Origin of the sequence: Micromonospora sonneratiae, assembly GCF_042679305.1 — a bacterium.
GTDB classification, from domain to species: Bacteria; Actinomycetota; Actinomycetes; order Mycobacteriales; family Micromonosporaceae; genus Micromonospora_H; species Micromonospora_H sonneratiae.
In genome coordinates, this window is record NZ_JBHTMP010000038.1 from 11,789 (window position 1) to 35,851 (window position 24,063).

Annotated in this window: 24 protein-coding genes; 8 read left to right on the top strand and 16 right to left on the bottom strand. The window is 68.1% G+C overall.

Annotated elements, in window-relative coordinates; translation table 11 throughout:
* Positions 1 to 96 precede the first annotated feature (96 nt).
* Complete coding sequence (locus tag ACFQ4H_RS22450) at positions 97 to 693, top strand: MarR family winged helix-turn-helix transcriptional regulator (protein ID WP_377573499.1); 597 nt, start codon at positions 97 to 99, stop codon at positions 691 to 693.
* The gene (locus ACFQ4H_RS22455) at positions 690 to 2,393 is read left to right on the top strand and encodes an MDR family MFS transporter (RefSeq protein ID WP_377573502.1); all 1,704 of its coding nucleotides are present in this window, start codon (positions 690 to 692) and stop codon (positions 2,391 to 2,393) included. The genes ACFQ4H_RS22450 and ACFQ4H_RS22455 overlap by 4 nt, the downstream gene beginning before the upstream one ends.
* Before the next feature lie 131 nt (positions 2,394 to 2,524).
* On the opposite strand, the gene ACFQ4H_RS22460 is transcribed toward ACFQ4H_RS22455, so the two are convergent.
* A complete protein-coding gene (locus ACFQ4H_RS22460) occupies positions 2,525 to 3,424 on the bottom strand; it encodes an NAD-dependent epimerase/dehydratase family protein (RefSeq protein WP_377573505.1) in 900 nt (299 codons plus the stop codon).
* A gap of 111 nt (positions 3,425 to 3,535) precedes the next feature.
* On the opposite strand from ACFQ4H_RS22460, the gene ACFQ4H_RS22465 reads away from it, so the two are divergent.
* Entirely contained in the window at positions 3,536 to 4,222 is a 687-nt protein-coding gene (locus ACFQ4H_RS22465) for a TetR/AcrR family transcriptional regulator (protein WP_377573508.1), read from the top strand.
* A gap of 82 nt (positions 4,223 to 4,304) precedes the next feature.
* Here the strand turns inward: ACFQ4H_RS22465 and ACFQ4H_RS22470 are convergent, their stop codons facing one another.
* Positions 4,305 to 4,832 carry an SRPBCC family protein gene (locus ACFQ4H_RS22470; RefSeq protein ID WP_377573511.1) on the bottom strand — a complete coding sequence of 176 codons (528 nt, stop codon included), beginning with the start codon at positions 4,830 to 4,832 and terminating at the stop codon, positions 4,305 to 4,307.
* A 190-nt stretch (positions 4,833 to 5,022) separates the two neighbouring features.
* On the opposite strand from ACFQ4H_RS22470, the gene ACFQ4H_RS22475 reads away from it, so the two are divergent.
* Both ACFQ4H_RS22475 and ACFQ4H_RS22480 read left to right on the top strand, forming a co-directional pair.
* Complete coding sequence (locus tag ACFQ4H_RS22475) at positions 5,023 to 6,648, top strand: alkaline phosphatase D family protein (protein ID WP_377573513.1); 1,626 nt, start codon at positions 5,023 to 5,025, stop codon at positions 6,646 to 6,648.
* 130 nt (positions 6,649 to 6,778) lie between these two features.
* On the top strand, positions 6,779 to 8,083 hold the full coding sequence (locus tag ACFQ4H_RS22480) for an MFS transporter (protein WP_377573516.1): 1,305 nt from the start codon (positions 6,779 to 6,781) through the stop codon (positions 8,081 to 8,083).
* Between the two features lie 11 nt (positions 8,084 to 8,094).
* On the opposite strand, the gene ACFQ4H_RS22485 is transcribed toward ACFQ4H_RS22480, so the two are convergent.
* The 11 genes from ACFQ4H_RS22485 to ACFQ4H_RS22535 all read right to left on the bottom strand — a co-directional run bounded on the left by ACFQ4H_RS22485 (position 8,095) and on the right by ACFQ4H_RS22535 (position 18,308).
* Positions 8,095 to 8,637: a carboxymuconolactone decarboxylase family protein gene (locus ACFQ4H_RS22485; protein ID WP_377573644.1), complete on the bottom strand. Its 543-nt coding sequence runs from the start codon at positions 8,635 to 8,637 to the stop codon at positions 8,095 to 8,097.
* A gap of 215 nt (positions 8,638 to 8,852) precedes the next feature.
* Entirely contained in the window at positions 8,853 to 9,797 is a 945-nt protein-coding gene (locus tag ACFQ4H_RS22490; protein ID WP_377573518.1) for a 3-carboxyethylcatechol 2,3-dioxygenase, read from the bottom strand.
* Positions 9,798 to 9,832: 35 nt separating this feature from the next.
* Entirely contained in the window at positions 9,833 to 10,702 is an 870-nt protein-coding gene (locus ACFQ4H_RS22495; protein WP_377573521.1) for an alpha/beta fold hydrolase, read from the bottom strand.
* Between the two features lie 117 nt (positions 10,703 to 10,819).
* Positions 10,820 to 11,623, bottom strand: coding sequence for an SDR family NAD(P)-dependent oxidoreductase (locus ACFQ4H_RS22500; protein WP_377573523.1), 804 nt, complete (start codon positions 11,621 to 11,623; stop codon positions 10,820 to 10,822).
* Entirely contained in the window at positions 11,620 to 12,426 is an 807-nt protein-coding gene (locus tag ACFQ4H_RS22505; RefSeq protein WP_377573526.1) for an SDR family NAD(P)-dependent oxidoreductase, read from the bottom strand. Before ACFQ4H_RS22505 ends, ACFQ4H_RS22500 begins: the two co-directional genes overlap by 4 nt.
* Positions 12,423 to 13,280, bottom strand: coding sequence for a sugar phosphate isomerase/epimerase family protein (locus tag ACFQ4H_RS22510; RefSeq protein WP_377573528.1), 858 nt, complete (start codon positions 13,278 to 13,280; stop codon positions 12,423 to 12,425). Before ACFQ4H_RS22510 ends, ACFQ4H_RS22505 begins: the two co-directional genes overlap by 4 nt.
* Positions 13,277 to 14,263 carry a zinc-dependent alcohol dehydrogenase gene (locus tag ACFQ4H_RS22515; RefSeq protein ID WP_377573531.1) on the bottom strand — a complete coding sequence of 329 codons (987 nt, stop codon included), beginning with the start codon at positions 14,261 to 14,263 and terminating at the stop codon, positions 13,277 to 13,279. Before ACFQ4H_RS22515 ends, ACFQ4H_RS22510 begins: the two co-directional genes overlap by 4 nt.
* 142 nt (positions 14,264 to 14,405) lie before the next feature.
* A complete protein-coding gene (locus ACFQ4H_RS22520) occupies positions 14,406 to 15,173 on the bottom strand; it encodes an SDR family NAD(P)-dependent oxidoreductase (RefSeq protein WP_377573534.1) in 768 nt (255 codons plus the stop codon).
* Between the two features lie 10 nt (positions 15,174 to 15,183).
* Complete coding sequence (locus ACFQ4H_RS22525) at positions 15,184 to 16,179, bottom strand: tripartite tricarboxylate transporter substrate binding protein (protein ID WP_377573537.1); 996 nt, start codon at positions 16,177 to 16,179, stop codon at positions 15,184 to 15,186.
* A 13-nt stretch (positions 16,180 to 16,192) separates the two neighbouring features.
* Complete coding sequence (locus tag ACFQ4H_RS22530) at positions 16,193 to 17,848, bottom strand: tripartite tricarboxylate transporter permease (protein ID WP_377573540.1); 1,656 nt, start codon at positions 17,846 to 17,848, stop codon at positions 16,193 to 16,195.
* 10 nt (positions 17,849 to 17,858) lie between these two features.
* Positions 17,859 to 18,308, bottom strand: coding sequence for a tripartite tricarboxylate transporter TctB family protein (locus ACFQ4H_RS22535; protein WP_377573543.1), 450 nt, complete (start codon positions 18,306 to 18,308; stop codon positions 17,859 to 17,861).
* 128 nt (positions 18,309 to 18,436) lie between these two features.
* On the opposite strand from ACFQ4H_RS22535, the gene ACFQ4H_RS22540 reads away from it, so the two are divergent.
* A complete protein-coding gene (locus tag ACFQ4H_RS22540; RefSeq protein ID WP_377573546.1) occupies positions 18,437 to 19,141 on the top strand; it encodes a GntR family transcriptional regulator in 705 nt (234 codons plus the stop codon).
* Positions 19,142 to 19,276: 135 nt separating this feature from the next.
* On the opposite strand, the gene dmpG is transcribed toward ACFQ4H_RS22540, so the two are convergent.
* The 3 genes from dmpG to ACFQ4H_RS22555 are packed head-to-tail and all read right to left on the bottom strand — an operon-like array spanning position 19,277 to position 22,042.
* The gene (gene dmpG / locus ACFQ4H_RS22545; RefSeq protein ID WP_377573548.1) at positions 19,277 to 20,305 is read right to left on the bottom strand and encodes a 4-hydroxy-2-oxovalerate aldolase; all 1,029 of its coding nucleotides are present in this window, start codon (positions 20,303 to 20,305) and stop codon (positions 19,277 to 19,279) included.
* A complete protein-coding gene (locus tag ACFQ4H_RS22550) occupies positions 20,302 to 21,237 on the bottom strand; it encodes an acetaldehyde dehydrogenase (acetylating) (RefSeq protein ID WP_377573551.1) in 936 nt (311 codons plus the stop codon). The genes dmpG and ACFQ4H_RS22550 overlap by 4 nt, the downstream gene beginning before the upstream one ends.
* A 4-nt stretch (positions 21,238 to 21,241) precedes the next feature.
* A complete protein-coding gene (locus ACFQ4H_RS22555; RefSeq protein ID WP_377573554.1) occupies positions 21,242 to 22,042 on the bottom strand; it encodes a 2-keto-4-pentenoate hydratase in 801 nt (266 codons plus the stop codon).
* 80 nt (positions 22,043 to 22,122) lie between these two features.
* Here ACFQ4H_RS22555 and ACFQ4H_RS22560 point away from each other — a divergent pair, with 80 nt between their 5' ends.
* Positions 22,123 to 22,947, top strand: coding sequence for an IclR family transcriptional regulator (locus ACFQ4H_RS22560; protein ID WP_377573557.1), 825 nt, complete (start codon positions 22,123 to 22,125; stop codon positions 22,945 to 22,947).
* 181 nt (positions 22,948 to 23,128) lie between these two features.
* Positions 23,129 to 24,031: a septum formation family protein gene (locus ACFQ4H_RS22565; RefSeq protein WP_377573560.1), complete on the top strand. Its 903-nt coding sequence runs from the start codon at positions 23,129 to 23,131 to the stop codon at positions 24,029 to 24,031.
* Positions 24,032 to 24,063 lie beyond the last annotated feature (32 nt).

Here is a 24,063-nt window from a genome sequence, read left to right on the forward strand (position 1 = left end):
TTACCCAACTCTCAAACTTGCATGACGAGAAAATTTGCCGGCTGGGCAAGATTCGTGGATAGTTGCTTGTGGCAACCAAGTCCGAGGGGGGGCGAGATGGCCTCGGCTGGGGCGAAAGATGCTGGTGAGGAACTGCGTGAGCAGCTGCGTGACCTGCTGAAGGTACTGCGGCCGTTGCGGCACCAGGTCACGCAGGGTCAGTTGGCGTCGCTGTCGCCCGGCTTGGTGAGCGTTCTGAGCACCATCGAGAAGGTTTCGGTGGCGCGGGCCTCCGCCGGCGGATGTCACAGCAAGGACCTTGCTGACCGGTTCGCGGTGAATCCGTCGACGATCAGTCGGGCGGTTGGTGCGCTGGTACGACTCGGCATGGTGCAACGCGAGGATGATCCGGCGGACAAGCGGGCCCATTTCCTCACCGTGACCGATTCCGGTCGGGCCATCCTCACCGCGGCCGACCGGTGGTACGACGAACTGTTCCGGCAGACGCTCAGCCGGTGGAGCCCGGACGACGTGGCCACCTTCAGCGCCATGCTGCGGCGCTTCACCAACGAACTCGACGGCTACCTCGACCGGTGCCCGGGACGGCCGCCATGCGGCACTGAGCCGGACACCCCTGAACCATCCGACCGCGAACCCGACGGTCGGTATCGCCAGACATTGCACGACACGACAAACATGGAGTCTTCTCGATGAGCGTACCGGCAACCATGAAACCCGACGAAGCGGAGATGAGTCCCCGTCAGGTCCGTGAAGCCTTCGCCGGACTGCTGCTGGTTCTGTTCGTCTCGATGATCAGTGGAACGATCGTCTCCACGGCGCTACCGAAGATCATCGGTGCGCTCAACGGCAGCCAGAGCCAGTACACCTGGGTGGTGACCGCGACGCTGCTTGCCGCCACGGTGACCACCCCGATCTGGGGCAAACTGTCCGACCTCTACAGCAAGAAGCTGCTGGTACAGATCTCCATCGTCATCTTCGTCGTGGGGTCGCTGCTGTCCGGCATGGCCCAGGACGCCGGGCAGTTGATCGGCGCCCGGGCCTTCCAAGGGATCGGCGTCGGTGGCCTACAGGCCCTCGTCCAGGTCGCCATCGCCGCCATGATCCCGCCCCGGGAGCGTGGTCGGTACAACGGTCTCCTGGGTGGGGTGATGGCCGTGGCGACCGTCGGTGGCCCACTGCTCGGTGGCCTCATCGTGGACACGTCCTGGCTCGGCTGGCGGTGGTGCTTCTTCATCGGCGTCCCGATCTCGATCATCGCGCTCGCGGTGCTACAGAAGACGTTGCACCTGGCCACCGTCCGGCGCGCCAACGTGAAGATCGACTACCTCGGCGCCGCGCTGATCGCGGTCGGTGTGAGCATCCTGCTGATCTGGGTCTCGTTCGTCGGTAACTCCTTCGACTGGCTGTCCTGGCAGACCGCGGTGATGGTTGGCGTCGGCCTGGTCATCCTCGCCGTCGCGGTCTGGGTCGAGGCCCGGGTCGCCGAGCCGATCGTGCCGCTGGACATCATCCGGCGACGCACCACCGCACTGGCCATCCTGGCCAGCCTCGCCGTGGGCATGGCCATGTTCGGTGGGGCGGTCTTCCTCGGCCAGTACTTCCAGATCGGCCGTGGTTACAGCCCGACCGAGGCCGGCCTGCTGACCATCCCGATGATGGTCGGTGTGCTGTTCTCCTCGGCCATCTCGGGGCAGCTCATCAGTCGGAGCGGCAAGATCAAGCCGTACATCGTGGCCGGGACGGTCATCCTGGTGATCGGGTTCGCGATGCTGTCGACCATCGACCACGCCACCTCGCTGACCTACCTCAGCGGTGGGATGCTGCTGGTGGGTGTCGGTGTCGGTATGTCCATGCAGAACCTTGTCCTCGCCGTGCAGAACGACGTCCCGCTACGGGACCTCGGGGCAGCCAGTTCCTCGGTCGCCTTCTTCCGGTCCCTCGGCGGTACGGTCGGCGTGTCCGTACTCGGTGCGATCCTGGCCAACCGGATCACCGAGGACATCACCAGCAAGATGATCGCCGCCGGGGTGCCTGCCGGCAGCGGAGATGGTGCCAGCAACCTCAACCTGGCGGAGTTGACCGGACCGATGCAGCAGATCGTCCGGGCCGCCTACGGTGACGCGACCGGCCACATCTTCCTCATCTCCGCCGGGATCGCCGTTCTCGGCATCATCGCGGCGCTGCTGCTCAAGCCCACGATGCTGCGCAGCACCGTCGACATCACCAGCAGTGCCAGCACCGACAACGGCACCGGCGCCAGCACGGGCAAGGACACCGGCACCGCCGCCGACAACGGCACCGGTTCCGCCGCCGACACCGGCACCGGCGTCGATGACCGCGATGGTGGCGAGGCCGAACTGCAGAACGCCGGGGTACGCGAACCGCGGTCCTGAGTTCCGTCACCGGATCACCCGAGGGGGAGGGCAGTCATGCCCTCCCCCTCGGCGCTGTTCGGTCGACCGGTTCGGAAGTGAGCGGGTCGCTCCGCGTGGATCCCACAGCGGTTGGGCCGGGAGTCTTCCGGCTAGGCCGCGATCGATGCCCGGAGCGCCTCGTCGAGGTCGGTCGCCCGCATCCCGAACGTGGCGGTCGCCGCCGAGGAGTCCAGCAGAAACGGCCGCTCGAACTGGTAGCGCATCTCAAGGAACTCCCTGACGAAGCGGTCGAACAGGGCAGCCCCACGGATCATCGGCTTGGGCAGCGATCGGACCGTGGGTTCGGGTTGCTTGGCGACCTTCGCCACCCGCAGGACCATCTCGCGTGCCGTCATCGCCTCTGGCGAGGGCACGTGCCAGGCCCGACCCCAGGCCCGCTCGTCGCCGGCGGCGATGACCATGAGCCGGGCGACATCCCCGGTGTACGTGAAGGAGTGCGGGACGTCCAACGGCACCGGCAGCCGAACCGTCCTGCCCGCCTGTATCGCGGGCAGGGCCATTTCCACCAGCGTGTGCCTAGGGCCGATGAAGTCGGACGCACGGATCTCGGTGACCCGGATCCGACCGGCCCGGTGCGCGGCGAGGGCGTCCTGCCACATGCGTACCCGTACCCTGCCCTTGACCGTCGGCGCTGCCAGTGGCATGTCCTCGGTCATCGGCCGGTCGACGGGCCCGTAGACGTAGAGGTTTCCGGTGATGACCAGCACCGCTCCGCTGGACTCGGCGGCAGTCAGCAGCGAGGCGGCCAGTGGCGGCCAGTCGGTCGGCCAGGTGTGGTACGGCGGATTAGCGCAGTTGTAGAGGGCGACCGCATCGTTGGTGAGCCGGCGCAGGGTCGGCGCGTCGGCTGCGTCGGCAGCGACCCGTTCGATGCCCGGGTGGTCCGGCCCACCGCCGCTGCGGGTGATCAGGCGGACCCGGTCGCCGCGTTCGGCCAGCAGGCGGGCGAGGGTTGATCCGACGGTGCCAGCGCCGACGATGACGTGCATGACTGTCCTCCAGGGGTTCGATCAGAGAGCAGTGCTCTCAAGTGAGAACAACCATCACGGATCACCTGTCCTTTGTCAAGAGCACTGCTCTCCTATGCGACCATGGGTCACATGAAAGCCAACTCGATCCGAGCCCGCGTCCGGGCCGAGATGATCGACGAGATCAAGACGATCGCTCGACGTCACCTGGCCAGCGAGGGGGCCAACCTGTCGCTACGCGCGGTCGCCCGGGACCTCGGCGTCGTCTCGTCCGCCATCTACCGGTACTTCGCCAGTCGCGACGAACTGCTGACCGCGCTGATCCTCGACGCGTACAACGCGATCGGCGCGGCGGTCGAGCAGCGTGAGCGGGAGGTCGTTCGCACCGATCTGGTGGGACGTTGGATGGCGGTGTGCCACGCGGTACGGGACTGGGCGCTGGCCCACCCACACGAGTACGCCCTCGTCTACGGCAGCCCGGTCCCGGGATACCAGGCCCCGGCCGACACGGTGGCTGCCGCGACCCGGGCGGTGACCGTACTCGTCGGCATCCTGCGGGACGGGGCGGTATCCGGTGTGCTGCGCGACGATGCGGACGAACGGCTACCAGTCGGCGTCGATGTCGACGTGGCCCGGCTCGCCGCCGCCATGGCACCGGAGGTGCCGCCCCCGGTGCTTGCCCGGGGTCTCACCGCCTGGGTGCAGTTGTTCGGCATGATCAACTTTGAGGTGTTCGGTCAGCTCAACAACACCATCGATCATCGCGACGAGTTCTTCGGGTACCAGATGCGGGCCCAGGCCGCCCTGATCGGGCTGTGACCCGAGGTTCGGGTCGTGGGTGGCCGGTCCGTCCACGGTGGGCCGGTCGATGTCAGTGCCTGTCAGTGCTGGTCCGTGCTCGTCACTGCTCGGCCTCCGCGAGCGCCTTGATGTCGCCGATCGTACGTTGCATGCTCGCCTGCAGGACGGCGATTCGGTTGGCCACCCATTTCTCCTCGTCGCCGAGCCGGTCGATGACGAGGCTGAGACCGGAGCGGCCCGGCCCGATGCGTACGTACTGGCGCAGCAGCAGGCCGTTGGTCTGCGGTAGCAGGTCGAACCGCCAGACGGCCGACGGTGACGCTGGGTCCTGGGTGGGGGGACCGAAGCGGCCGTCGATGTCCATGACGGTCCAGCCGAAGGTGGTTCGTTCGTCGAACTCGGTGACCTGGGAGAGCGTGCGCCAGTCGCCGAGCGCCTCGTGTCGGTTGTAGCCGAGGAACCGTGCACCCATCGCCGCCTCGGCTGCGCCGTCGAGCCACTCGACACCCAGGAGTTCGTTGCTCATCCGCACCGGGAGGTTGATGTCGGTCACCAGTGGCCACACCCGTGACGTGGTCGCTTCGACGTGCACCTCGCATTGCGTGTGTGGTCCGTCGGCGTAGCGCATGCGTCATCCTCCCTGCGGTTCCCTGTCGCACCTGGTGGTGTGACTGAGTGTTCTCCCCGGTCGGGCATCAGCTCAAGGGATCGTCGGGTGCGTATGTCCGAGGTCACGTCGGCACGGGCGCGAGAATTTTTCGGAAATTTGCCCGTCCGGGGCAGCGGTGGGCCATCTCCAGCCGCTAGACATATAGACCATGGTGAACACCCTTGATCGTCGTACCCTGCTGCAGATCGCCGGTGCCTCGGCCGGCGCTACCGTGCTGTCCGGCGCGCTGGCCTCGTCCGGTACAGCCCAGGCAGCCAACAACACGTTCCGGCACGGTGTCGCCTCCGGCGATCCACTGCCGGACGGCATCCTGCTCTGGACCCGGGTCACCCCCACCGCCGACGCACTCCCCGGCTCCGGTGCGGGGCCACAGGTCCAGGTCAGCTGGCAGGTCGCCGAAGACCCGGACTTCGCCACCGTCGTCGCCTCCGGTGCGCTGACCACCGGACCGACGCGGGACCACACGGTCAAGGTGGAGGCGACCGGTCTGACGCCGGCAACCACGTACTGGTACCGCTTCGGGTACGACGGTGCCTGGTCACCGACCGGACGGACGATGACCGCGCCGCCGGTGGACGCCTCGATCGACCGGATGCGGCTGGGGGTGGTCTCCTGCGCCAACTGGGAGGCCGGCTACTTCTCCGCGTACCGCCACCTCGCCGACCGGGGGGACCTCAACCTGGTCGTCCACCTTGGCGACTACCTCTACGAGTACGGCACCGGCGAGTTCGACGCGGGCGGGCGGGTGGTACGCCCGGTGCAGCCGGCGCACGAGGTGCTCACCCTGGCCGACTACCGGATCCGGCATGCGCTCTACAAGGGCGATCCGGACCTGCAGGCGCTGCACGCCGCCGTGCCGTGGGCGATCACCTGGGACGACCACGAGGTTGCCAACGACCAGTGGTCCGGTGGGGCGGGCAACCACACCGAGGGGGCCGAGGGGGCCTACACCGACCGGCTGGCCGCCGCCCGGCAGGCGTACTTCGAATGGATGCCGGTACGAGCCGGGGTGGGCGGAGCGATCTACCGTCGACTGCGCTTCGGTCAGCTCATCGAGCTGTCCATGCTGGACCTGCGGACCTACCGTTCCCAGCAGACCTCGGGTACGGGGGTGGACGACCCGGCCCGGACCATCACCGGGGATGCACAGATGACCTGGCTCAAGAACGGGCTGGCGACCTCCACCGCCCGGTGGAAGCTGATCGGGAATCCGGTCATGATCGCCCGGCTGGACGTGGGGTCGCTACCGGCCTGGCTGCTCGGGCCGCTGGGCAAGCTGCTCGGTATTCCGGAGAACGGTGGCGTCATCAACGCTGACCAGTGGGACGGCTACAACGCCGACCGCAACGAGTTGGTCGACCACATCCGGGCCAACGGGACCAGGGACGTGGTCTTCCTCACCGGGGACATCCACACCTCCTGGGCGAACGAGCTGACCACCCGGGCGACGGGTACGACGACCCCGGCCGCCGCCGAGTTCGTCGTACCGTCGGTGACCAGTGACAACATCAATGACTTCCTGGGACTGCCGGCGGGTAACGGCCTCAGCGGACTGGCGACGGGCCTGATCAGGTCCACGAATCCGCACGTGCGCTGGACCGAGTTGGACGGTCACGGGTACGGGGTGGTCGAGGTGACGCCGCAACGCTGCCGGATGGACTGGTACCACCTGGCGGATCGGACCAGCCCGACCAGCGCGAGTCGATGGGTCACCGGATGGTCGGTCGGCACCGGTTCCTCGAAGCTGCGCCAGGAGTCCAGCCCGCTGTCCTGAGAGACTCCGGGCGACCGGCGGTACGTGCGACGCAGCGGGTGTCGATCACGAGCGTCACCCGCTGCATGGCACCTGAGCAGGGGAGAACCGGTGTTGACATGAAGTCGGGTTCAGATTCGATGATGCGTCGGTGCTCAAGGAACTGGCCGGCGCTACCGCCGGGGAACGAATCCCAGGTACCGCCCGGAAGCGAAACCAAGGCGCCGGGCGGGGATACCTGACCGGACTCTTCGTCGATGCCCTGGGCTCCGGGCTCTACCTGCCGCTGACGTTGCTGTTCATCCACGAGGTGACCGGGCTGTCGGTGGCGACGGTCGGTCTGGGCCTCACCGTGGCCGCGGTCGTCGGGCTGGCTGCCACCCCGATCGCCGGTGCCGCCTGCGACCGGTACGGCGCCCGTAACGTCCTGGTCGCCTCCTATCTCGTCCGGGCGGTCGGCTTCGCCAGCTACCCATTGGTGTCTGAGTTCGGCGCGTTCGTCGCGGTTGCCGCGTTCGTCGCCGCGGGTGATCGCGGCTTCTATCCGGCCAACAACGTGTACGTGGCGGACCTTGCCGATGGCGTTGCCCGGGACCGGCTCTACGCGTTGGTGCGTACCGGTCGTAACGTCGGGTTCGGACTCGGTGGGCTGTTCGCCGCCGGTGCGGTGCACATCGGGGACGTGGTCGGTTACCAGCTGGTGGCCGCGTTCAACGGCTTGAGTTTCCTGGTTGCGGCAATTCTGCTGGCCGCGACGGGACGCAACCGGCGACCGGCCCGGCCGGCACCGGTTTCCGGGGAAGGCGACCGTGAGCGGACGGGCGGCGGCTACCGTCGGGTCCTGACCGACCGCCCCTTCCGCCGGCTGGTCCTCGCCGAGTTGGCCTTCACCGTCACCCATTCCGTCCTGCCGGTGGCTATGCCGATCTACGCCGTGCTGGTGCTGGACGCCCCCGCCGGCCTGCTCGGCGTCCTGTTCACCGTCAACACGCTCCTGGTCGCCGGCGGTCAACTGCTGGTGCTGCGCTGGCAGCGGACGGTACGGCGTACGCACGCGATGGCCTTCGCGGGACTGGTGTTCATCGGCTCGTTCGGTGTCTTCGCCGGCTCGGCGGCGCTACCGCCCGGTGTGCCGGTGTCGATCGGGCTCGTCGCGGGGACTCTGCTGTACACCCTCGGCGAGCTGCTGCACACCGCACCATCGGCGTCACTTGCCGCCGGTGCGGCGCCGGCCAGTCACCGTGGACGCTATCTGGCCGCGTACCAACTCACCTGGGCGGTGTCGGCGGTGGTCGCCCCGGTCGGGTTCACCACTCTGATCACCTTCGACGCACTGCTCTACTGGGCGGTGCTGGCCGTCGCGGTAGGGGCGGCCGGTGTTGCCGTTGTCCGACTCGCGCCGCACCTACCGGCCACCGCGGTGTGGCCGCAGGCGTCCGACGCCGGAGCCCGTTGACGGCAGGCCGGTCAGATCGTGTAGCCGCGCTCGATGATCCGTCGCGTCGACTCGGCGTATCCGTCCGGGCCGTCGGGGGCCAGCGTGCCCAGTCCGTCCACATAGCGGTTGTACATGCAGAAGGCCGCAGCGATCAGAACCGTGTCGTGGATCTCGAGATCGGTGGCACCCTCGTCCCGGGCAGCCTGCACCAGTTCGGCGGTCACCCTGCGGCCGTCCTGCTGCACCTCGCGGGCGATGCGCAACAGGCTGCGTAGCTTCTCGGGGATCGGAGCCGAATCGAGGTCGGCGTGGACCCGGTCGACCAGGGGCATCCCCGCGTCGAGTTGCGCCGCCGCGAATGCCGAGTGCGATGAGCAGCAGAAGTTGCATTCGTTGAGGCCCGAGACGTAGGCGGCGATCAGCTCGCGCTCTCCTGCGGACATCGGGTGCGGCCCACGTAGGAGCACCTCTGCCAGGTCACCGAGGGGCCTGGCGGTCTCCGGCCGGAACCGCCACAGTCCGGATATCCCGGGGAACTGGTGTTCGTCAACGCCGAGGTCGATGTGTGCGATGATGCCACGCTCCAAGTCGGTCGTCAGCCACCCGGAGACCCTGCGGCAAGGACCCACCCGCGGGCATCCAATGGCCCCTGATTAGTTGACGGCGGTCGATGCACGTTAACACGTCGACTGATTTCGTCGCCAAGATCGACACTGGCGACAACCGCGTCGTACGCCCACCGGGCGGATGCCGGAGCCGTCGTACCGCCCCGGCATCCGCTCCGCTGTCACCGCTTCGGCACGACGGTGGTGACCCCGAAACCGGTGATCAGTTCCCGGATGGGGCGGTAGTAGGAGTACGTCGCCTCGTACTCGCCGACCGCCGCCTGCATCGCGTTGTGCGCCGCGACCCAGGTGCGGACCTCGTGGGACGACTTGCCGGCCTCGGCGGCCATCTGGGCCGCGGTCCAGCCGTCGAGTTGGTCGAGTTCGCCGGAGGCGAGGATGGCCATCAGGTTGCGGTCCCACTCGGGGTTCAGGTCCATGATCGCTGACTCGCCCCTGGCGAAGGCCCTGGCCTCGTCGATGACCCGCTGCTGACGCGCCGCCCGCGCCTGTGCGGTGGGGTGACGTCCGTTGAGGAGCAGCTTGCGCTGATCCTCGGTGGCCGTGGCGATCTGCGGGACCGGCGGATCGTGCGACAGGCCGCCGGAGCCGATGACCAGTACCCGGGCGTCGAGGCTCCTCAGGTAGTCGCCCACCGCCCGGCCGAACAGGCGGATGCGCCGCATCGGGGCGAACGGTGGCGCGACCGAGTTGACGAAGATCGGGATCACCGGCTTCCTGGCGATGCCGCCGAAGAGGAGTTCCAGGGGCTGGACGGCCCCGTGGTCGACCTCCATCTTCAACGAGATCGCACAGTCCAGCCCGGCCTCGATCACCGAGACGGCCAGGCCCTGGGCGAGTTCGGCCGGTACGTCGAGCGGCCCGGTCTCACTGTCGTAGTCCCCGACGCTGGTGGCCTCGTAGCCGATGCAGAACTGCGGCATCAGTTCGTAGAAGAACCCGTTGTAGTGGTCGGGGGCGAACGAGACGATCAGGTCCGGATCGAATTCGGTCACGAAGTCGCGGGCGGCACCGAACGCCCCGTGGACCTCGTCGAGGACCTCCTGCGGTGCTTCGGAGAACTCCAGCAGCGGGCTGTGCGACATGCACACGAGCGCGAACGTCATCGTCTGCTCCTTACCGGTACTTCAGGGACGACTGCTCAACGACCGAGCAGGAAGTCGAGGTGGATCCTGTTGAAGGTGTCGGTGTCCTCGTACTGCGGCCAGTGACCGCAGTTGTCCATGACCGCCAGGGTCGAGTTGGGGATGAGGGAGGCGATGCGTTCCGCCTCGGTGACCGGGCCGGAGGGGTCCTTGGTGGTCCACAGCACCAACGCGGGTGCCTGGATCGACGCCAGTTCCTCGTCGGTGACCATGTTGCGCCTGCGGATCTCCAGGTTCTGCAGGGCCATGTTGGCCTCGCAGGCCGCCAGCCAGTCGGGCTGCTCGAAGATGGCCTGGCGGGTACGGATGAGGTCGTCGGTGACCATCGCCGGGTCGGCCATCAGCCACTCCAGTCGGGCCCGGACCCGCTCCCAGCTGGGGTCCTTCGCCGCAGCCATGGACAGTGTGTAGAGGCGCTCCATCACCTGCGGGTTGGCCATCGTGCCGCCCATGGTGTTCAGGACGATGCGTTCCACCCGGTCCGGGTGGTGTGCGGCGATCTTGGCGGTGACCCAGCCGCCGAGGGACTCCCCGCTGAAGTAGGCCTTCTCGACTCCCAGGTGGTCCAGGACGTGCTGGATCTGGTCGATGTAGTGCTCGATCTCCAGGGGATGCGTCGGCTTCGAGCTGTAGCCGTGGCCGATGAAGTCGATCGCGTAGGTGTTGAAGTGTGGCGCGTGTGCGGCCAGGTTGCGTACGTACGCCTCGGCGTGACCGGTGATGCCGTGGAGCATGAGTAGAGTCGGCTTCGTTTCGTCACCGGTGTGCAGGTAGCGGGTGCGGTACGGGCCGGCCTGGAGGAAACCCTGGCTGAACTCCACCTCCCGCAGATCTGACCAGACGCTCGTGTACGGACGGTTGCTCATGGGAGGTTCCTTCTCTTGTAACGGTTTCCGCGTCACCGGTAACGCGTGCCCGTGGCGATGTCGTCGTGCCACGGAACTGGTGTGGACGGTGGGGAACGAAGTGTTCGGGGTACCGGGTCACTGCAGGACGATCCCGCCGTCGACCATGATCAATTGGCCGGTGATGTAGTCGGAGTCGTCGCTGGCCAGGAACACGGCGGTAGGTGCGACGTCGCCTGGCGTACCGACCCGGCGTAGGAGGATGGAGGACGTGTAGTCGTCCAGCGCCACCGTCGGATCGTCGCCCACTACCGAACCGCTCTCGTCCCGGTGCATCTCCGACCACAGGTTGGTCTGGATGATTCCGGGGCCGATTCCGTTGACCGTGATGCCGTACGGGGCCAGTGCCCGGGCGCTGGAGTGGGTGAGCGACAGGACCGACGCCTTGCTGGCGGCGTACGCGGCGAAGTGCGCGCTGGGACTGCGCGACGAGGTCGAGCACGTGTTGACGACCTTGCCCCGGCCCTTGGTGATGAAGTGTCTGGCGACCTCCTGCGTACACAGCAGGACGCCGAGGCCGTTGACCTCCATGACCTTGTGCCACTGCTGCTCGGTGGTGCTCAGGTACGGCTCCTTGAGCAGGACACCGGCGTTGTTGAAGAGCACGTCGACGTCACCGAATCCGGCCAGGACCGTGGACACCATGGCCCGTACCGAGCCGCGATCGGTGACGTCGACCTGGACGGCCAGACTCCGCCCGCCCCGCTCCTGGATGGTCGAGGCGACCCCTTGGGCCGCGTCGCCGTCGATGTCGGCCACGGCGACCGCCGCACCCTCGGCCGCGAGCGCCCCGGCGAAAGCGGCGCCGATACCGTTGCCCGCGCCGGTCACGATCGCGACCCTGCCGCGCAGACGCTGACCGGTTCCCTGGTCGACTGTCATCGGTCCGCTCCCTTTCGTGACGTACTGCGTGCCGTTCTGCTCATCAGTCGGGCGAAGGCGGCTCTCGACCAGCGGCGGGGCAGGAGCCGGCTGATGCCGTACCCGGTCCGCCACACCGTCCCCGGTACGACGAGCGGGGCGGCGCGGTCGAATCCGCGTACCGCCGTCTCGGCCACTGTCTGCGGGGTCGACCACAGCCAGTCGGGTAGCCCGGCGGTGGACGCCCCGGAGCGTTGGTGGAATTCACTGCGTACGAAGCCGGGCACCACGGTCGTGCTGGTCACGCCGGTGCCGCGCAGGAGTTGGTGCAACCCTTCACCGAATGCGGTGGTCCACGCCTTCGACGCCGAGTAGGTGATCGCCGGGGTGCCCGGGACGAAACCCGCGATCGAGGAGATCGTGATGAGGCCGCCCCGGCGACGGGCCAGCATCCCCGGCAGCGCGACATGGGTCAGGCGCAGGACACTGTCGACGTTGAGCCGGTTCAGCGTCAGCGAGGTCTGCACGGGATTGCCGAGATAGCCGCCGGGCGGGAGCCCCATGCCGGCGTTGTTGACCAGGACGTCGACCGGATCCGTCTCCTGGGTCAGCCGCGCCTCCACGGCGGTCAGTCCCGCTTCGGTGGTGAGGTCGGCGGCCAGCACCTCACCGGCCACCCGGTGCGTGGCGTGCAGTTCCGCGGCCGTGGTCGCCAGCCGGTCACCGTCGCGGGCGACGAGGACGAGGTCGTAGCCGCCGGCGGCCAGTCGCCGGGCCAACGCCAGCCCGATGCCCGAGGTGGCTCCGGTCACCAGCGCCCTCACGACTGTGCCTCCGTCAGCAGCAGGTCCATCCGACGGGCCGCCTCGGCGAGGAACCGCTCCGGACCGTGCTCGCGCAGCGCCCCGAAGTTGGGGGCCTCGAGCGCGAGGAGGGTCCGGGCGGGCAGGGCACGTACGACCTCCGCCAACGGCAGGGCACCCTCACCGGGCAGCAACCGGCCGACCCGGGCCTCCCACTGCAGGGGCGGTACGTCGGCGGACTGCCCACGGGCGGCGACCGCGTCCGGTGGCGGTGCCCCGACCCGGGCGGTGGCGTCGCACAGTTGGGCGACCGGCAGCAGCACCGGATCGGTGGTGGCGACGTCTGCGGCGGTGCCGCCGGAGCGCAGCAGATGCAGGGCGTCGACGAGCACGCCACCGCCCTGCGAACGGGATGCCACGCTGACGGCGGTGGCGAGGTCGCACACCGGCCGGTACGCCATCGGTTCGACGACCGGCCGGATGCCGTAGGTGAGCGCGAGGGTGGTGAGCGCGGCGAACCGGTCGGCGAGCCGGTCGAGGTCCGGGTCCTGGCCGACGACGTACAGGATGGACGCGCCCAGCACGGCACCCACCTGCAGGTACGGTTCGACGGCCGCGATGTCGGTGTGTTCGTCGAGCAGGAGCACCTCGATGACCGGGATGCTCGTGCCGGTGTCGTCGCGTCGGGCGATGGTCTCGGCCAGCATGGGGGAGCCCGGTGCCATCGGCCAGGGCTGCTCGGTGGCGTCCATGGCGTGGATCCGCAGCCCGACGTGGGCGAAGCCGGCTGCGGCGGCCAGTCGCACCAACTCGGGTGGCGAGGTGTCCAACATGGTGAGGTGATCGAGCCCGAAGGGGCGGACAGTGCCGCTCATGCCACGTCTCCGCTGGTCACTGTGATGATGCTCTTGCCCGGTCGGGTGGGAGCGGTGCTGAACGCCTGCTGCGCCCGGTCCAGTGGGAACGTCGCGGCGACGACGACGCCCGGGGTCAGCCCGTCGCGGGTGATGGCGTCGATGGTGGTGGGGAAGTCGTGGGGGTGGTCGTAGATCATCGAGCCGAGCACGGTGAGGCCACGGCGTACGACGATCCGGTTGTCCACCGGGATGGGCTGCTGCCCGACACCGACCAGGACGAGGCGTCCGGCCGGGGCTAGTTGCACCAGGGCCCCCGCCCCACCGGCGGCGGAACCGGAGGTGTCGAACGCGACGGTGAACTCCGTACCTGCCGGGGCGGGGGTGGCACCGAGGGACACCGCCTGGGCCAGCCGCTCGGCGTGCGGTTCCAGTACGGCGACGGGGTGTCCGGCTCCGGTGAGGGCGTGCACCAGCAGCAGTCCCAGCGCGCCCGCGCCCACGACCAGGCAGGATTCCGTACCGGTCAGGCCGGCACGGCGGATGGCGGCCAGGGCGACGGTCAGCGGTTCGACGCAGACCGCGTCCTCGGCGGACGTACCGTCCGGCAGCGTCCACGCGTAGCGGGCCGGTACGGCGACCCGCTCGGCCAGCAGGCCGGGCAGGTTGAGGGCGAGGCTGCCCCGGTCCAGGCAGAGCGCCGGGGCGCTGCTGCGGCAGGGACCGCACACCCGACAGGGATAGTTGGGCTCGACCGCAACGTGTTCGCCCAGGCGTGCGGGCGGTACGTCGGCCCCGACCTCGACGATCTGGCCGTGCGCCTCGTGTCCGATGATCCACGGCAGCTCGGGCACGGTCCGACTGCCGTTGAACACTCCGAGGTCGGTGCCGCAGATCCCCACGTCGCGGATCTCGACGATGACCTGGTCGGGGCCACACACCGGCTCGGGCCAGTCGTCGACGACGGAGAGGCGGCCGGGTGCCAGCAGGACCGCTGCTCGCATCATGACTCCTTTCCTTCGTTTCCGGTGTGTGTGCCCCGACCAGATGACGACCGCCGGGCCGGGCGGATGGGAGGGGAGGAAGGGCCCCGTTCCGGGTGGAAAGCGATGACCAGGGGCCCTTCCCCGCCGCGGGGAATGGACGTCAGACCAGCACCATGCCGCCGTCGACCATGACGACCTGGCCGGTCATGTAGTCGGAGCCCGGCCCGGCGAGGAAGACGGCGATGGGCGTGAGGTCCTCCGGTGTGGAGACCCGCCCGACGAGGATCTTCTTGGCGTAGTCGTCCATCTTCTGCCGGCGGGCCGACGGATCCGTCTGCACGCCCTCCCACATCTCGGTCTGCACGATGCCGGGTGCGAAACCCATGACCGTGATCCCGTGCGGGGCGAGTGCGCGGGCACCGGACTGGATGAGCGAGGAGACGACCGCCTTGCTGGCCGCGTAGTGGGCGAAGTTCGCGTTCGCCTGACGGGCGGTGATGGAGGTCGTGTTGACGATCTTCCCGCCGCGCCCCTGGGCGATCATGATCTTCGCCGCTTCCTGCGTACAGATGAGGGTGCCCAGCCCGTTGACGGTCATCAGCTGCCGCCAATCGTCCTCGGTCACCTCGAGGAAGGGGTTCTCCCGCAGGATTCCCGCGTTGTTGAACAGCACGTCCAGCTGTCCGTACCGGTCGACGGCAGCGGCCAGACCCGCGACGACCGAGGACCGGTCGGTCACGTCCATGGTCACTGCGATCGCTTCGCCGCCGGCGGCGAGGATCCGGTCGCGTACCGCCTCGGCGCTGGGCCCGTTGCGGTCGGTGGCCACCACCGAGGCACCCGCGCGGGCGAGTGCCTCGGCGACCGCAGAGCCGATTCCGCTGCCGGCACCGGTAACCACGGTTACCTTTCCGGTGAGGTCGCTCATGGTGTCACTGTCACTTCAGCTCGATGCCGAACTTGGCCAGCGCGGCCTTGGTGGTCTCGGCGGTGGTCTTCAGGTTGGTGTACCAGTTCGTCTCGTTGTCCCCCTCGAGCCGAGGCATGTAGTTCTTCTCGGTGAAGGTGACGAACTCGCTGGTCTGGGCGGCGGCGAGGGTCGCCTCGCGCAGCTTCTTCACGATGTCCTCGGGGGTCTTGGCCGGGACGGCCACGCCCCACACGGTCATCGTCATGCTGGTCGCGTCCACGCCCTTCTCCTGGATGGTGGGGGCGTCGACGTAGTCGAGCTTCTTGCCGTCGGGAGTGACCACGGCCAGCGGGGTGAGGTCACCGCTGGTGACGAAGGGCATGACGACCGACGCGTCGAGCATGGCGACCTTGGTCTGGTTGCCGACCACCGCCTGGGTCGCCGGGCCGGCTCCGTCGTACGGCACGGCGGTCGCGCGGACCTTCAGCCCGTCGAAGAGCATCGCGGTGTTGAGGTGGGTCGGGGTGCCGATGCCGGTCACCGCGTAGGTGAGGCCGCTGGTCCTGGCCAGGTCCTCGAAGGACTTGATGCCCGACTTCGCGCTGGCCACCAGGATGTACGGCTGGGAGATGACCCCGGCCACCGGGGTGAAGCTGTCGAACTTGTACGGCGTGGTGCGGATCCCGGACTGCACGAACGCGTCACCGGTGTTGTACAGGATCCGGTAGCCGTCCGTCTTCGCCGAGGCAACCTCGGCGGTGCCGGTGATTCCGGAAGCGCCCGGCCGGTTGACGACGATCACCTTCGCGCCGAGTGACGCCTCCATCCCCTTGGCCAGGGCTCGGGCGGAGATGTCGGTGGGGCCGCCAGCGGCGTACGGGACGACCATTTCAACGGTCTTCGCCGGGTAGGCGCTGTCCGTGGTGCCGCCCGAGGAACAGGCGGTCAGCGCGAGTGCCGACGCGGCCAGGGCCGCGACCAGGCCGGTCGACAACCGGGACCGGCGGGTCAGGTGGAAGGTCATGTGTGGCCTACCTCTATCGGGAGTGATTGCTGGAAGGGGGTGAGGAGGGGGTGTCGGAGTCGGTTTCCGGACGGGAGGCCCCGCCCGGCTCGACGCCGCTGGGTGAAGTCACGGCAGCTGGTTCGGGGGCAGTGCCGTCGTCAGCTGTTTCCGGGGAGTCGTCCGCCGGCCCGGTCGCCGCGAGGGGGGTTCGCTTGCCCCGCCGCAGGCGGTTGACCGTCTGGAAGGCGATCACACCGACGAGAGCGATCACGATCGTCAGCGAGACCGGACGCTGGACGAAGATCGCCAGTGAACCGTCGGACATGAGCAGGGACTGCCGGAACGACGTCTCGAGCAGCGGGCCGAGGACCACGGCCAGGGCCAGCGGGCCCGGGTCGTAGCCGGTCTTGCGCATGGCGTAACCGACGACACCGAAGATCAGCATGATCCACATGTCGAAGGTGCTGTTCGAGACGGAGTAGACGCCGACCATGGTCACGACGACGATCACCGTGGAGAGGATTCCGATCGGCACCCGGATCAGGTTCACGAAGACCTTGACCAGCGGCATGCTCAGTACCAGCAGCATGAGGTTGCCGACCAGCATCGAGGCGAGGACGCCCCAGAAGATCTCGGGGTGCTCGGAGACGAGTTGGGGACCCGGGGTGATGCCCTGGATCAGCAACGCGCCGAAGATGAGGGCGAGTACGACGTTCGAGGGGATGCCCAGCGACAGCAGTGGCAGGAACGAGGAGGTCGAACCGGCGTTGTTGGCCGTCTCGGGCCCGGCGACACCGGCGATGGCGCCCTTGCCGAACTGCTCGGGGTGCCTGGAGACCTTCTTCTCGGTCGCGTACGAGGCCAGCGACGCGACGACGCCACCGCCACCGGGCAGCAGCCCGAGCAGGAAGCCGATGACGGAACCACGGCCGATGGCGCCGGCGGAGTCCTTCATGTCCTGCTTGGTCGGCAGGACCCGACCGATCCTGCCCTCGATGCGGGCGTTGCGGGCGCGCTGCTCAAGGTCGTACAGCACGTCGCCGAGTCCGAACAGACCCATGGCGACGGCGACGAAGTCGATGCCGCGCAGCAGCTCCGTCGAGCCGCCGGTGAACCGGGAGACGCCGGTCACCGCGTCGATGCCCACCATGGCGATGATCAGGCCGAGGCAGGCGACGATGACGTTCTTCAGCACCCGGGCCTGTCCGAGGGCGGAGACCATGAGCAGGCCGCCCACCGCCAGCATCCCGTACTCGGGCGGGCCGAGGGTGAGCGCGAAGTCCGCGATCACGGGGGTGAGGAAGAACAGGCCGATCACGGCGACGGTACCGCCGATGAAGGAGCCGATCGCCGAGATGCCGAGCGCGGGGCCGGCACGGCCCTTGAGCGCCATCTGATGTCCGTCGTAGACGGTGACAACGCTGGCGGCCTCACCGGGCAGACGTAGCAGCACCGAGGTGATCGTGCCGCCGTAGTACGCGCCGTAGTAGATACCGGCCAGCATCAGCACGGCTCCGGCCGGGGGCAGGACGTACGTCAGCGGCAGCATGAGCGCGATCGTGGGCGCGGGGCCGAGACCGGGAAGGATTCCCACGACCATGCCGACGACGACGCCGATGAAGACGTACAGCAGGTTTTCGGGTTGGAAGGCGACCTCGAACCCGAGAAGCAAATCGCCAAAATTCATTATTCGGCTCTCAGAAGACATTCAGTACGTCGTGCGGCATGGGGACGCCGAGCAGGACCGAGAAGGAGAGGACCGTGAGCACCGTGAAGGCGATCGAGAGCAGCAGACTCGTTCGCCATCCGTAGCCGGCCATGAAGCGCAGCCAGGCGAGGCACAGCAGGAAGGTCGCTGAGGTCAGGCCGGCTACCGAGAACACCAGGATGAACGCGCCCATGAGCGCGAATCCGGCGACGATGATCCACGTCCGTCGGGTCAGTGGCTCGTAGTCGTCGCTGTCACGTTCGGTCAGCAGCAACCCGGCGGCTGCCGCTGCCATGACCAGGGAGATGGTGAGCGGCCAGAATCCTGCGCCGGGCCGCTGCAGGTTTCCGAGGGGGAGCGACAGCGCGTAGACCATGCAGCCGAGCGCGAACAGCATGACTACCAGGCTGTTGATCTTGTAAAGGCGATCCTTCGTCACGGTCGCGTCCTCCGCCTTAACTTCCCCGTAACCGGCACCACATCTGGCTTGAACACGGACGCTAGCGCGCTGAAATGCATTCGTCAACGAAGAATGCATTCTTTGTTGAGGTTGGCTATGCTCCCGGCATGGTCCGACAGACAGGGGCGAGCACGCTCGCCTCGCACTTCCAGGGCGTCGTGAGAGACGAGATCATGCAGGGGAAGCTGCCACCCGGCACTCACCTCAAGCCTGCGGAGCTGGCCCGCAAGCACTCGACCAGCACGACGGTGATCCGCGAGGCACTGGTCCGTCTCACCAACGAAAAGCTCGTCGTGGCCCGGCCCAACCAGGGGTTCTTCGTGCCGAGCCTGTCCCTGAGCGAGCTGGAGGACCTGACCCGGGTACGGATGCACTGCGACACCCTCGCCCTCGAACTGGCCATCGAGCGGGGGAGTCTGGCCTGGGAGACCTCGATCGTGACGGCGCACCACGTGCTGGCGCGTACGCCCCGCCGCAGCCCCGAGGACCCCGAACACACCACGGAAGCGTGGTCACGCGCCCATCGGGCGTTCCACCTGACGCTGATCGAAGCGTGTCAGGTGCCGATGCTGCTGACCATCGCCGCCACCGCCTTCGACTCGACGGAGCTGTACCGACGCTGGTCCGCTCCGTCGCCGGCCGCCAGCAGCCGGTGCGTGGACGAGGAGCACACGCAGATCCTCGAGGCGACCCTGCAACGCGACGCCGACAAGGCGACCGCCCTGCTGCGGGAGCACTACGAACGGTCGCTACAGGTGATGCTGGCCAGCGGTCTCATCGAGGCGGACGGATCCGCCCGGCCCGACCGCTGACCGCAGCCGACCACAGAGGACGGGTGTCGATACCGGTTCAGCCTCCACGGCGGACCTCCGTGGAGGCTGAACCGGGTACGCGCGGACCCGAACCACGCGTACCCGGTGCCGGTGTCTGCCCGGGCTCCCGGTCGATCAGGAACCCTGCTGGCTCGACTGCTGCCGTTGCAGGTCGAGTGCGATGTCGACGATCATGTCCTCCTGGCCACCGACCATCTTCCGGCGGCCGACCTCGACCAGGATGCTGCGGGTGTCGAGGCCGTACTCGGCGGCAGCGGTCTCCGCATGCCGCAGGAAGCTGGAGTAGACGCCGGCGTAGCCCAGGGTCAGGGTCTCCCGGTCCACCCGTACCGGACGATCCTGCAACGGTCGGACGATGTCGTCGGCCGCGTCCATCAGTGCGAAGAGGTCGCAGCCGTGGTCCCACCCGTTCAGGTCGGCGACAGCGATGAAGGCTTCGATCGGGCAGTTCCCCGCACCGGCCCCCTGACCGGCGAGGGAGGCGTCGACGCGGAAGACACCTTCCTCGACGGCGACGACGGAGTTGGCCACGCCCAGACCCAGGTTGTGGTGGGCGTGGATGCCGATCTGGGTGTCCGGGTCGAGCACGTCGCGGTAGGCGCGTACCCGGTCGCGGACGCCGTCCATGGTCAGCCGGCCACCGGAGTCGGTGACGTAGACACAGTGTGCCCCCGCCGCCTCCATGATCCTGGCTTGCGCGGCCAGCACCTCTGGTGAGGCCATGTGCGACATCATCAGGAAGCCGGAGACGTCCATGCCCAGTTCCCGGGCGGCAGCGATGTGCTGGTTGGCGATATCGGCCTCGGTGCAGTGGGTGGCGATCCGGATCGAGCGGATGCCGTGGTCCCAGGCCTTCTTCAACTCGTGCACGGTGCCGATACCGGGCAGCAACAGTCCGGTGAGCGTCGCGTTCTCCACCACCTCGGCGGCGGCGGCGATCCACTCCCAGTCGGTGTGCGCGCCGGGGCCGTAGTTCAGGCTGCTGCCGGCGAGACCGTCGCCGTGCGAGATCTCGATCGCGGCGACGCCGGCGGCGTCGAGCGCGGCGGCGATGGTACGCACGTGGTCGAGTGTGTAGCGGTGCCGGATGGCGTGCATGCCATCGCGCAGGGTCACGTCCTGTACGTAGACACGGGTGCTCATCGGGCTGCCACCGCCGCAACGAGACGCTCGCCGACCTGGCGTGCTGCCGACGTCATGATGTCCAGGTTGCCGGCGTACGCCGGCAGGTAGTGGCCAGCCCCTTCGACCTCGAGGAACACGCTCACCACCCACCGGTCCCCCGGGGGAGCCCCCGGAATGAGATCAGCCTCCGGACTCTGCGCGGTGATCCGCCGGAACTGGACGTCCTGCTTGAGTCGGTACCCGGGAACATACGTCCTGACCCTCTCCTCCATGGCGAGGACGGCTGAGGTGACCGCGTCGCGGTCGCAGTCGTCGACGATGCAGAACACCGTGTCCCGCATGATCAGCGGTGGTTCGGCGGGATTGAGCACGATGATGGCCTTGCCGCGACCGACGCCCCCCACCTGCTCGATCGCCCGCGACGTGGTCTCGGTGAACTCGTCGATGTTGGCCCGGGTGCCGGGGCCGGCGGACTTCGAGGAGATCGAGGCGACGATCTCGGCGTAGTGCGTGGTGGCCACGGACGAGATCGCCGCGACGATCGGGATGGTCGCCTGCCCACCGCAGGTCACCATGTTGAGGTTGCGCTGACCCAGGTGTTCGTCGAGGTTGACCGGCGGGATGACGTACGGGCCGATGGCCGCCGGAGTCAGGTCGACGATCTGGACGTCGGAACCGCGCAGCGCGGCGTCGTTGGCCAGGTGGGCACCGGCGGAGGTCGCGTCGAAAACCACCCGGACGTCACCGAAGTCGGGGTGGTCGAGCAGCCCCTGTACCCCGGTCGAGACGACCGGTACGCCCAGCCGGGCGGCCCGGGCCAGGCCGTCAGAGTTCGGGTCGATACCGACGAACGCCCCGACCTCCAGCGTCTCCGACCCGCGCAGAATCTTGATCATCAGGTCGGTCCCGATGTTTCCGGAGCCGATGATGGCAACCTTTGTCTTCGACATGCTCCTACTCCTCGGCCTCGAACGAGACAGCTACCGAACCCAGTTGGGAGATCTCCGCGCTGACCGTGTCGCCCGGCTCCACCACGACCATCGGGCCGAGGGCGCCGCTGAGTACGATCTCGCCCGCCCGCAACGGATCACCCAGTTCCTGTGCGGTCCGCGCCAGCCACAGCACCGCGTTGAGCGGATCGCCCAGGCAGGCCCGGCCCTCACCGGCGGAGGCGACCTCCCCGTTGAGCCGCAGCGTCATCTGTACGGTGACCGGGTCGACCTCGGTGAGCGGCAGCACCGCCTCGGACACGACGTACAACCCACTGGAGGCGTTGTCGGCGACCGTGTCGACGATCGAGATGTCCCAGTTGGCGACGCGGCTGTCCACGATCTCGATCGCTGCGGCGGCACCCGCCACCGCAGCACGTACGTCGTCGACCGACTCCAGCGGGCCGTCCAGGTCGGCGCCGAGGACGAAGGCGACCTCCGCCTCCACCTTCGGTTGCAGGAGCCGTCCCGGCGCGACCGTTCCACCAGACGAAATTGCCATGTCGTCGAAGAGCGAGCCGAAGTCCGGCTGGTCGACGCCGAGCTGCCGCTGGACCGCCTCGGAGGTCAGCCCGATCTTGCGGCCCACGCGTACCCTGCCCTGGGTTCGGGTGATGGCCGCGTTGGCCTGCTGGACCGCGTACGCCAACCCGACGTCGGTGGAACCGAGCAGGTCACGTACGGGGTTGCACGGTTTGCCGGACTCGGCGGCGGCACGTAGCCGCTGCGCCGCCAGCACCACCGGGGATTGGGCGTCGTCAGTCACAACCAGAGCCTCCGAAGCAGGCGACAACCAGGTCGCTTAGGTGTAGACGTTGCGCGTTCGGGGTGGCAACCTTTAGTTCCATGCGGCGGAACACAGTGTCGGAGTTCACCCGTGCGGATGAGTCAGAGGATCCGCCGAACGGTCAGCCGGTTCGTGGCGTGCGGGGCAACCTGCTCGACCGGGGTGTGCAACTGTTGCAGGCATTCCGCCCGTCGGGCGAACCACTGCGCCTGACCGAGCTGTGCCGCCGTACGGGTCTGCCGAAGGCGACCGTGCACCGGCTGATCGAGCAGCTCGTCGAGTTGGCGCTGCTGCAACGTACCCCGGATGGGTTCGTGCCCGGCATCGCGCTGTTCGAGCTGGGCGAACTCGTGCCGGTCAAACAGCGGCTGCGGGAGGCCGCGCTGCCCTTCATGCAGGACCTCTACGAGGCCACCCACGAGACGATTCATCTCGGGGTACGCAGCGACCTGGACGTGGTCTACGCGGAGAAGATCCGTGGCCACGCTGGCGTCGACACACCCTCCCGGGTCGGCGGCCGGCTGCCCCTGCCCTGCACCGGGGTGGGGAAGGTGCTGCTGGCCTACTCGGGTCAGGAATTGATCGACGAGGTGCTGCTGCGGCCACTGCCCAGACTCACCGCCCACTCGATCACCGATCCGGGTCTGCTGGCCGACGAGTTGGCGCAGATCCGGTATTCCGGGATCGGCTACGACCGGCAGGAGGCGGCCCTGGGGTTGTCCTGCGTCGCGTCCCCGGTCCTGGTGCACGGCGAGATCGTCGCCGCGCTCTCCATCTCGGTGCCCGCGCATCAACTCCAGCCGGCCCGGCTGGCCCCGGCGGTGCGTACCGCCAGTCTCGCCCTGTCCAGGGTCCTGTCCCGTGCCGGAAACGGTGGCCGCTGAGCTGGTCAGTTGGGAATCCTCGCTGCTCGGACGCAGTGGTGGGGAAGACGTTCCGATGAGGACCATTCGTCAGCAGGTTCTTCGAAGGTTCGCGCAGGTCGGGCTGAACATCGGTAAGTCGTCACGGCGGATCTTCCGGTCGCGTATGCTCCCCCGGCGAATCAGGATCGGAGATGCACAGATGCGACGGTGGCCGCGTGCGGCGACGTACGGCGTACTCATTTCGATACTGCTGACTGGATGCGGCACACCGGCCGGTACGGACGGCGACCTCGTCGACGACTGGGACCTGCCGTCCGAAGCTGCGCAGTTCACCCCGCAGTCCGGCGTCTGCCATTCCGAGGCTAATCGAACTGGCTACCTCAGCAGCTATGTGCCGGTGGACTGCGGCCAGCAACACAAGGCCGAGACGATCCATGTCGGTGTCTTTCCCGCTGAGTACGCAGAGCTGTCCAGCCCACCGGTGACCGGCTCCCCGGCCCTACGGGCGGTGTTCCCCGACTGCGACACCAGGGCCCAGCAGTTCGTGGGGGCCGACTGGCGTGGGGCGCGGCTGGCCGTACTCGTCGTGCCGCCGTCCCCGCAGGGATGGGCGGGAGGTAGTCGCTGGTATCGCTGCGACCTCTTCGTGCGGGATGTGATCGAAGGTGGTTCCGCGATAAAGCACCGCAACGACAATGCCGTTGACCACACCGGCAGTTTGCGAGGCGTGCTCAGTCAGCCGTCACCATTGTCGTACGGTTGCTACAACGAGGACCAGTGGGAGATCCTGCGACCGGTTCCCTGCGACAAGCCACACCGATTCGAGTACGTCGGAATCTGGAGCGCGCCGTTCTCGTCCATCGCCGAGGTGGGCAGGGATGCGGAACGTACACACCGCAAATGCCGGTCAGCGGTGGCTGCCTATGTAAAGGTGCCGGACGATGCGCTGTTGCCGTATCGGACCGGAACCAGCTACCGCACTCCGACGGCAGAGGCGTGGGCACTCGGCGACCGTGGCGTCCGGTGCTTCATGTGGTCTGACAAACGGGTGCTGACCCGGTCACTCAAGGGTGCCGGTCCGACCGGCCTTCCGCTTCGATGATCCAGACCAGGTTCGCCGTCGGAAGTTGAATG

Excerpts from the sequence above, each read along its gene's own strand:
- ACFQ4H_RS22450 (WP_377573499.1), top strand. The coding sequence starts at position 97 with ATGGCCTCGGCTGGGGCGAAAGATGCTGGTGAGGAACTGCGTGAGCAG.
- ACFQ4H_RS22455 (WP_377573502.1), top strand. The coding sequence starts at position 690 with ATGAGCGTACCGGCAACCATGAAACCCGACGAAGCGGAGATGAGTCCC.
- ACFQ4H_RS22460 (WP_377573505.1), bottom strand. The coding sequence starts at position 3,424 with ATGCACGTCATCGTCGGCGCTGGCACCGTCGGATCAACCCTCGCCCGC.
- ACFQ4H_RS22465 (WP_377573508.1), top strand. The coding sequence starts at position 3,536 with ATGAAAGCCAACTCGATCCGAGCCCGCGTCCGGGCCGAGATGATCGAC.
- ACFQ4H_RS22470 (WP_377573511.1), bottom strand. The coding sequence starts at position 4,832 with ATGCGCTACGCCGACGGACCACACACGCAATGCGAGGTGCACGTCGAA.
- ACFQ4H_RS22475 (WP_377573513.1), top strand. The coding sequence starts at position 5,023 with ATGGTGAACACCCTTGATCGTCGTACCCTGCTGCAGATCGCCGGTGCC.
- ACFQ4H_RS22490 (WP_377573518.1), bottom strand. The coding sequence starts at position 9,797 with ATGACGTTCGCGCTCGTGTGCATGTCGCACAGCCCGCTGCTGGAGTTC.
- ACFQ4H_RS22495 (WP_377573521.1), bottom strand. The coding sequence starts at position 10,702 with ATGAGCAACCGTCCGTACACGAGCGTCTGGTCAGATCTGCGGGAGGTG.
- ACFQ4H_RS22500 (WP_377573523.1), bottom strand. The coding sequence starts at position 11,623 with ATGACAGTCGACCAGGGAACCGGTCAGCGTCTGCGCGGCAGGGTCGCG.
- ACFQ4H_RS22510 (WP_377573528.1), bottom strand. The coding sequence starts at position 13,280 with ATGAGCGGCACTGTCCGCCCCTTCGGGCTCGATCACCTCACCATGTTG.
- ACFQ4H_RS22515 (WP_377573531.1), bottom strand. The coding sequence starts at position 14,263 with ATGCGAGCAGCGGTCCTGCTGGCACCCGGCCGCCTCTCCGTCGTCGAC.
- ACFQ4H_RS22520 (WP_377573534.1), bottom strand. The coding sequence starts at position 15,173 with ATGAGCGACCTCACCGGAAAGGTAACCGTGGTTACCGGTGCCGGCAGC.
- ACFQ4H_RS22525 (WP_377573537.1), bottom strand. The coding sequence starts at position 16,179 with ATGACCTTCCACCTGACCCGCCGGTCCCGGTTGTCGACCGGCCTGGTC.
- ACFQ4H_RS22530 (WP_377573540.1), bottom strand. The coding sequence starts at position 17,848 with ATGAATTTTGGCGATTTGCTTCTCGGGTTCGAGGTCGCCTTCCAACCC.
- ACFQ4H_RS22540 (WP_377573546.1), top strand. The coding sequence starts at position 18,437 with ATGGTCCGACAGACAGGGGCGAGCACGCTCGCCTCGCACTTCCAGGGC.
- dmpG (WP_377573548.1), bottom strand. The coding sequence starts at position 20,305 with ATGAGCACCCGTGTCTACGTACAGGACGTGACCCTGCGCGATGGCATG.
- ACFQ4H_RS22550 (WP_377573551.1), bottom strand. The coding sequence starts at position 21,237 with ATGTCGAAGACAAAGGTTGCCATCATCGGCTCCGGAAACATCGGGACC.
- ACFQ4H_RS22560 (WP_377573557.1), top strand. The coding sequence starts at position 22,123 with ATGCGGCGGAACACAGTGTCGGAGTTCACCCGTGCGGATGAGTCAGAG.
- ACFQ4H_RS22565 (WP_377573560.1), top strand. The coding sequence starts at position 23,129 with ATGCGACGGTGGCCGCGTGCGGCGACGTACGGCGTACTCATTTCGATA.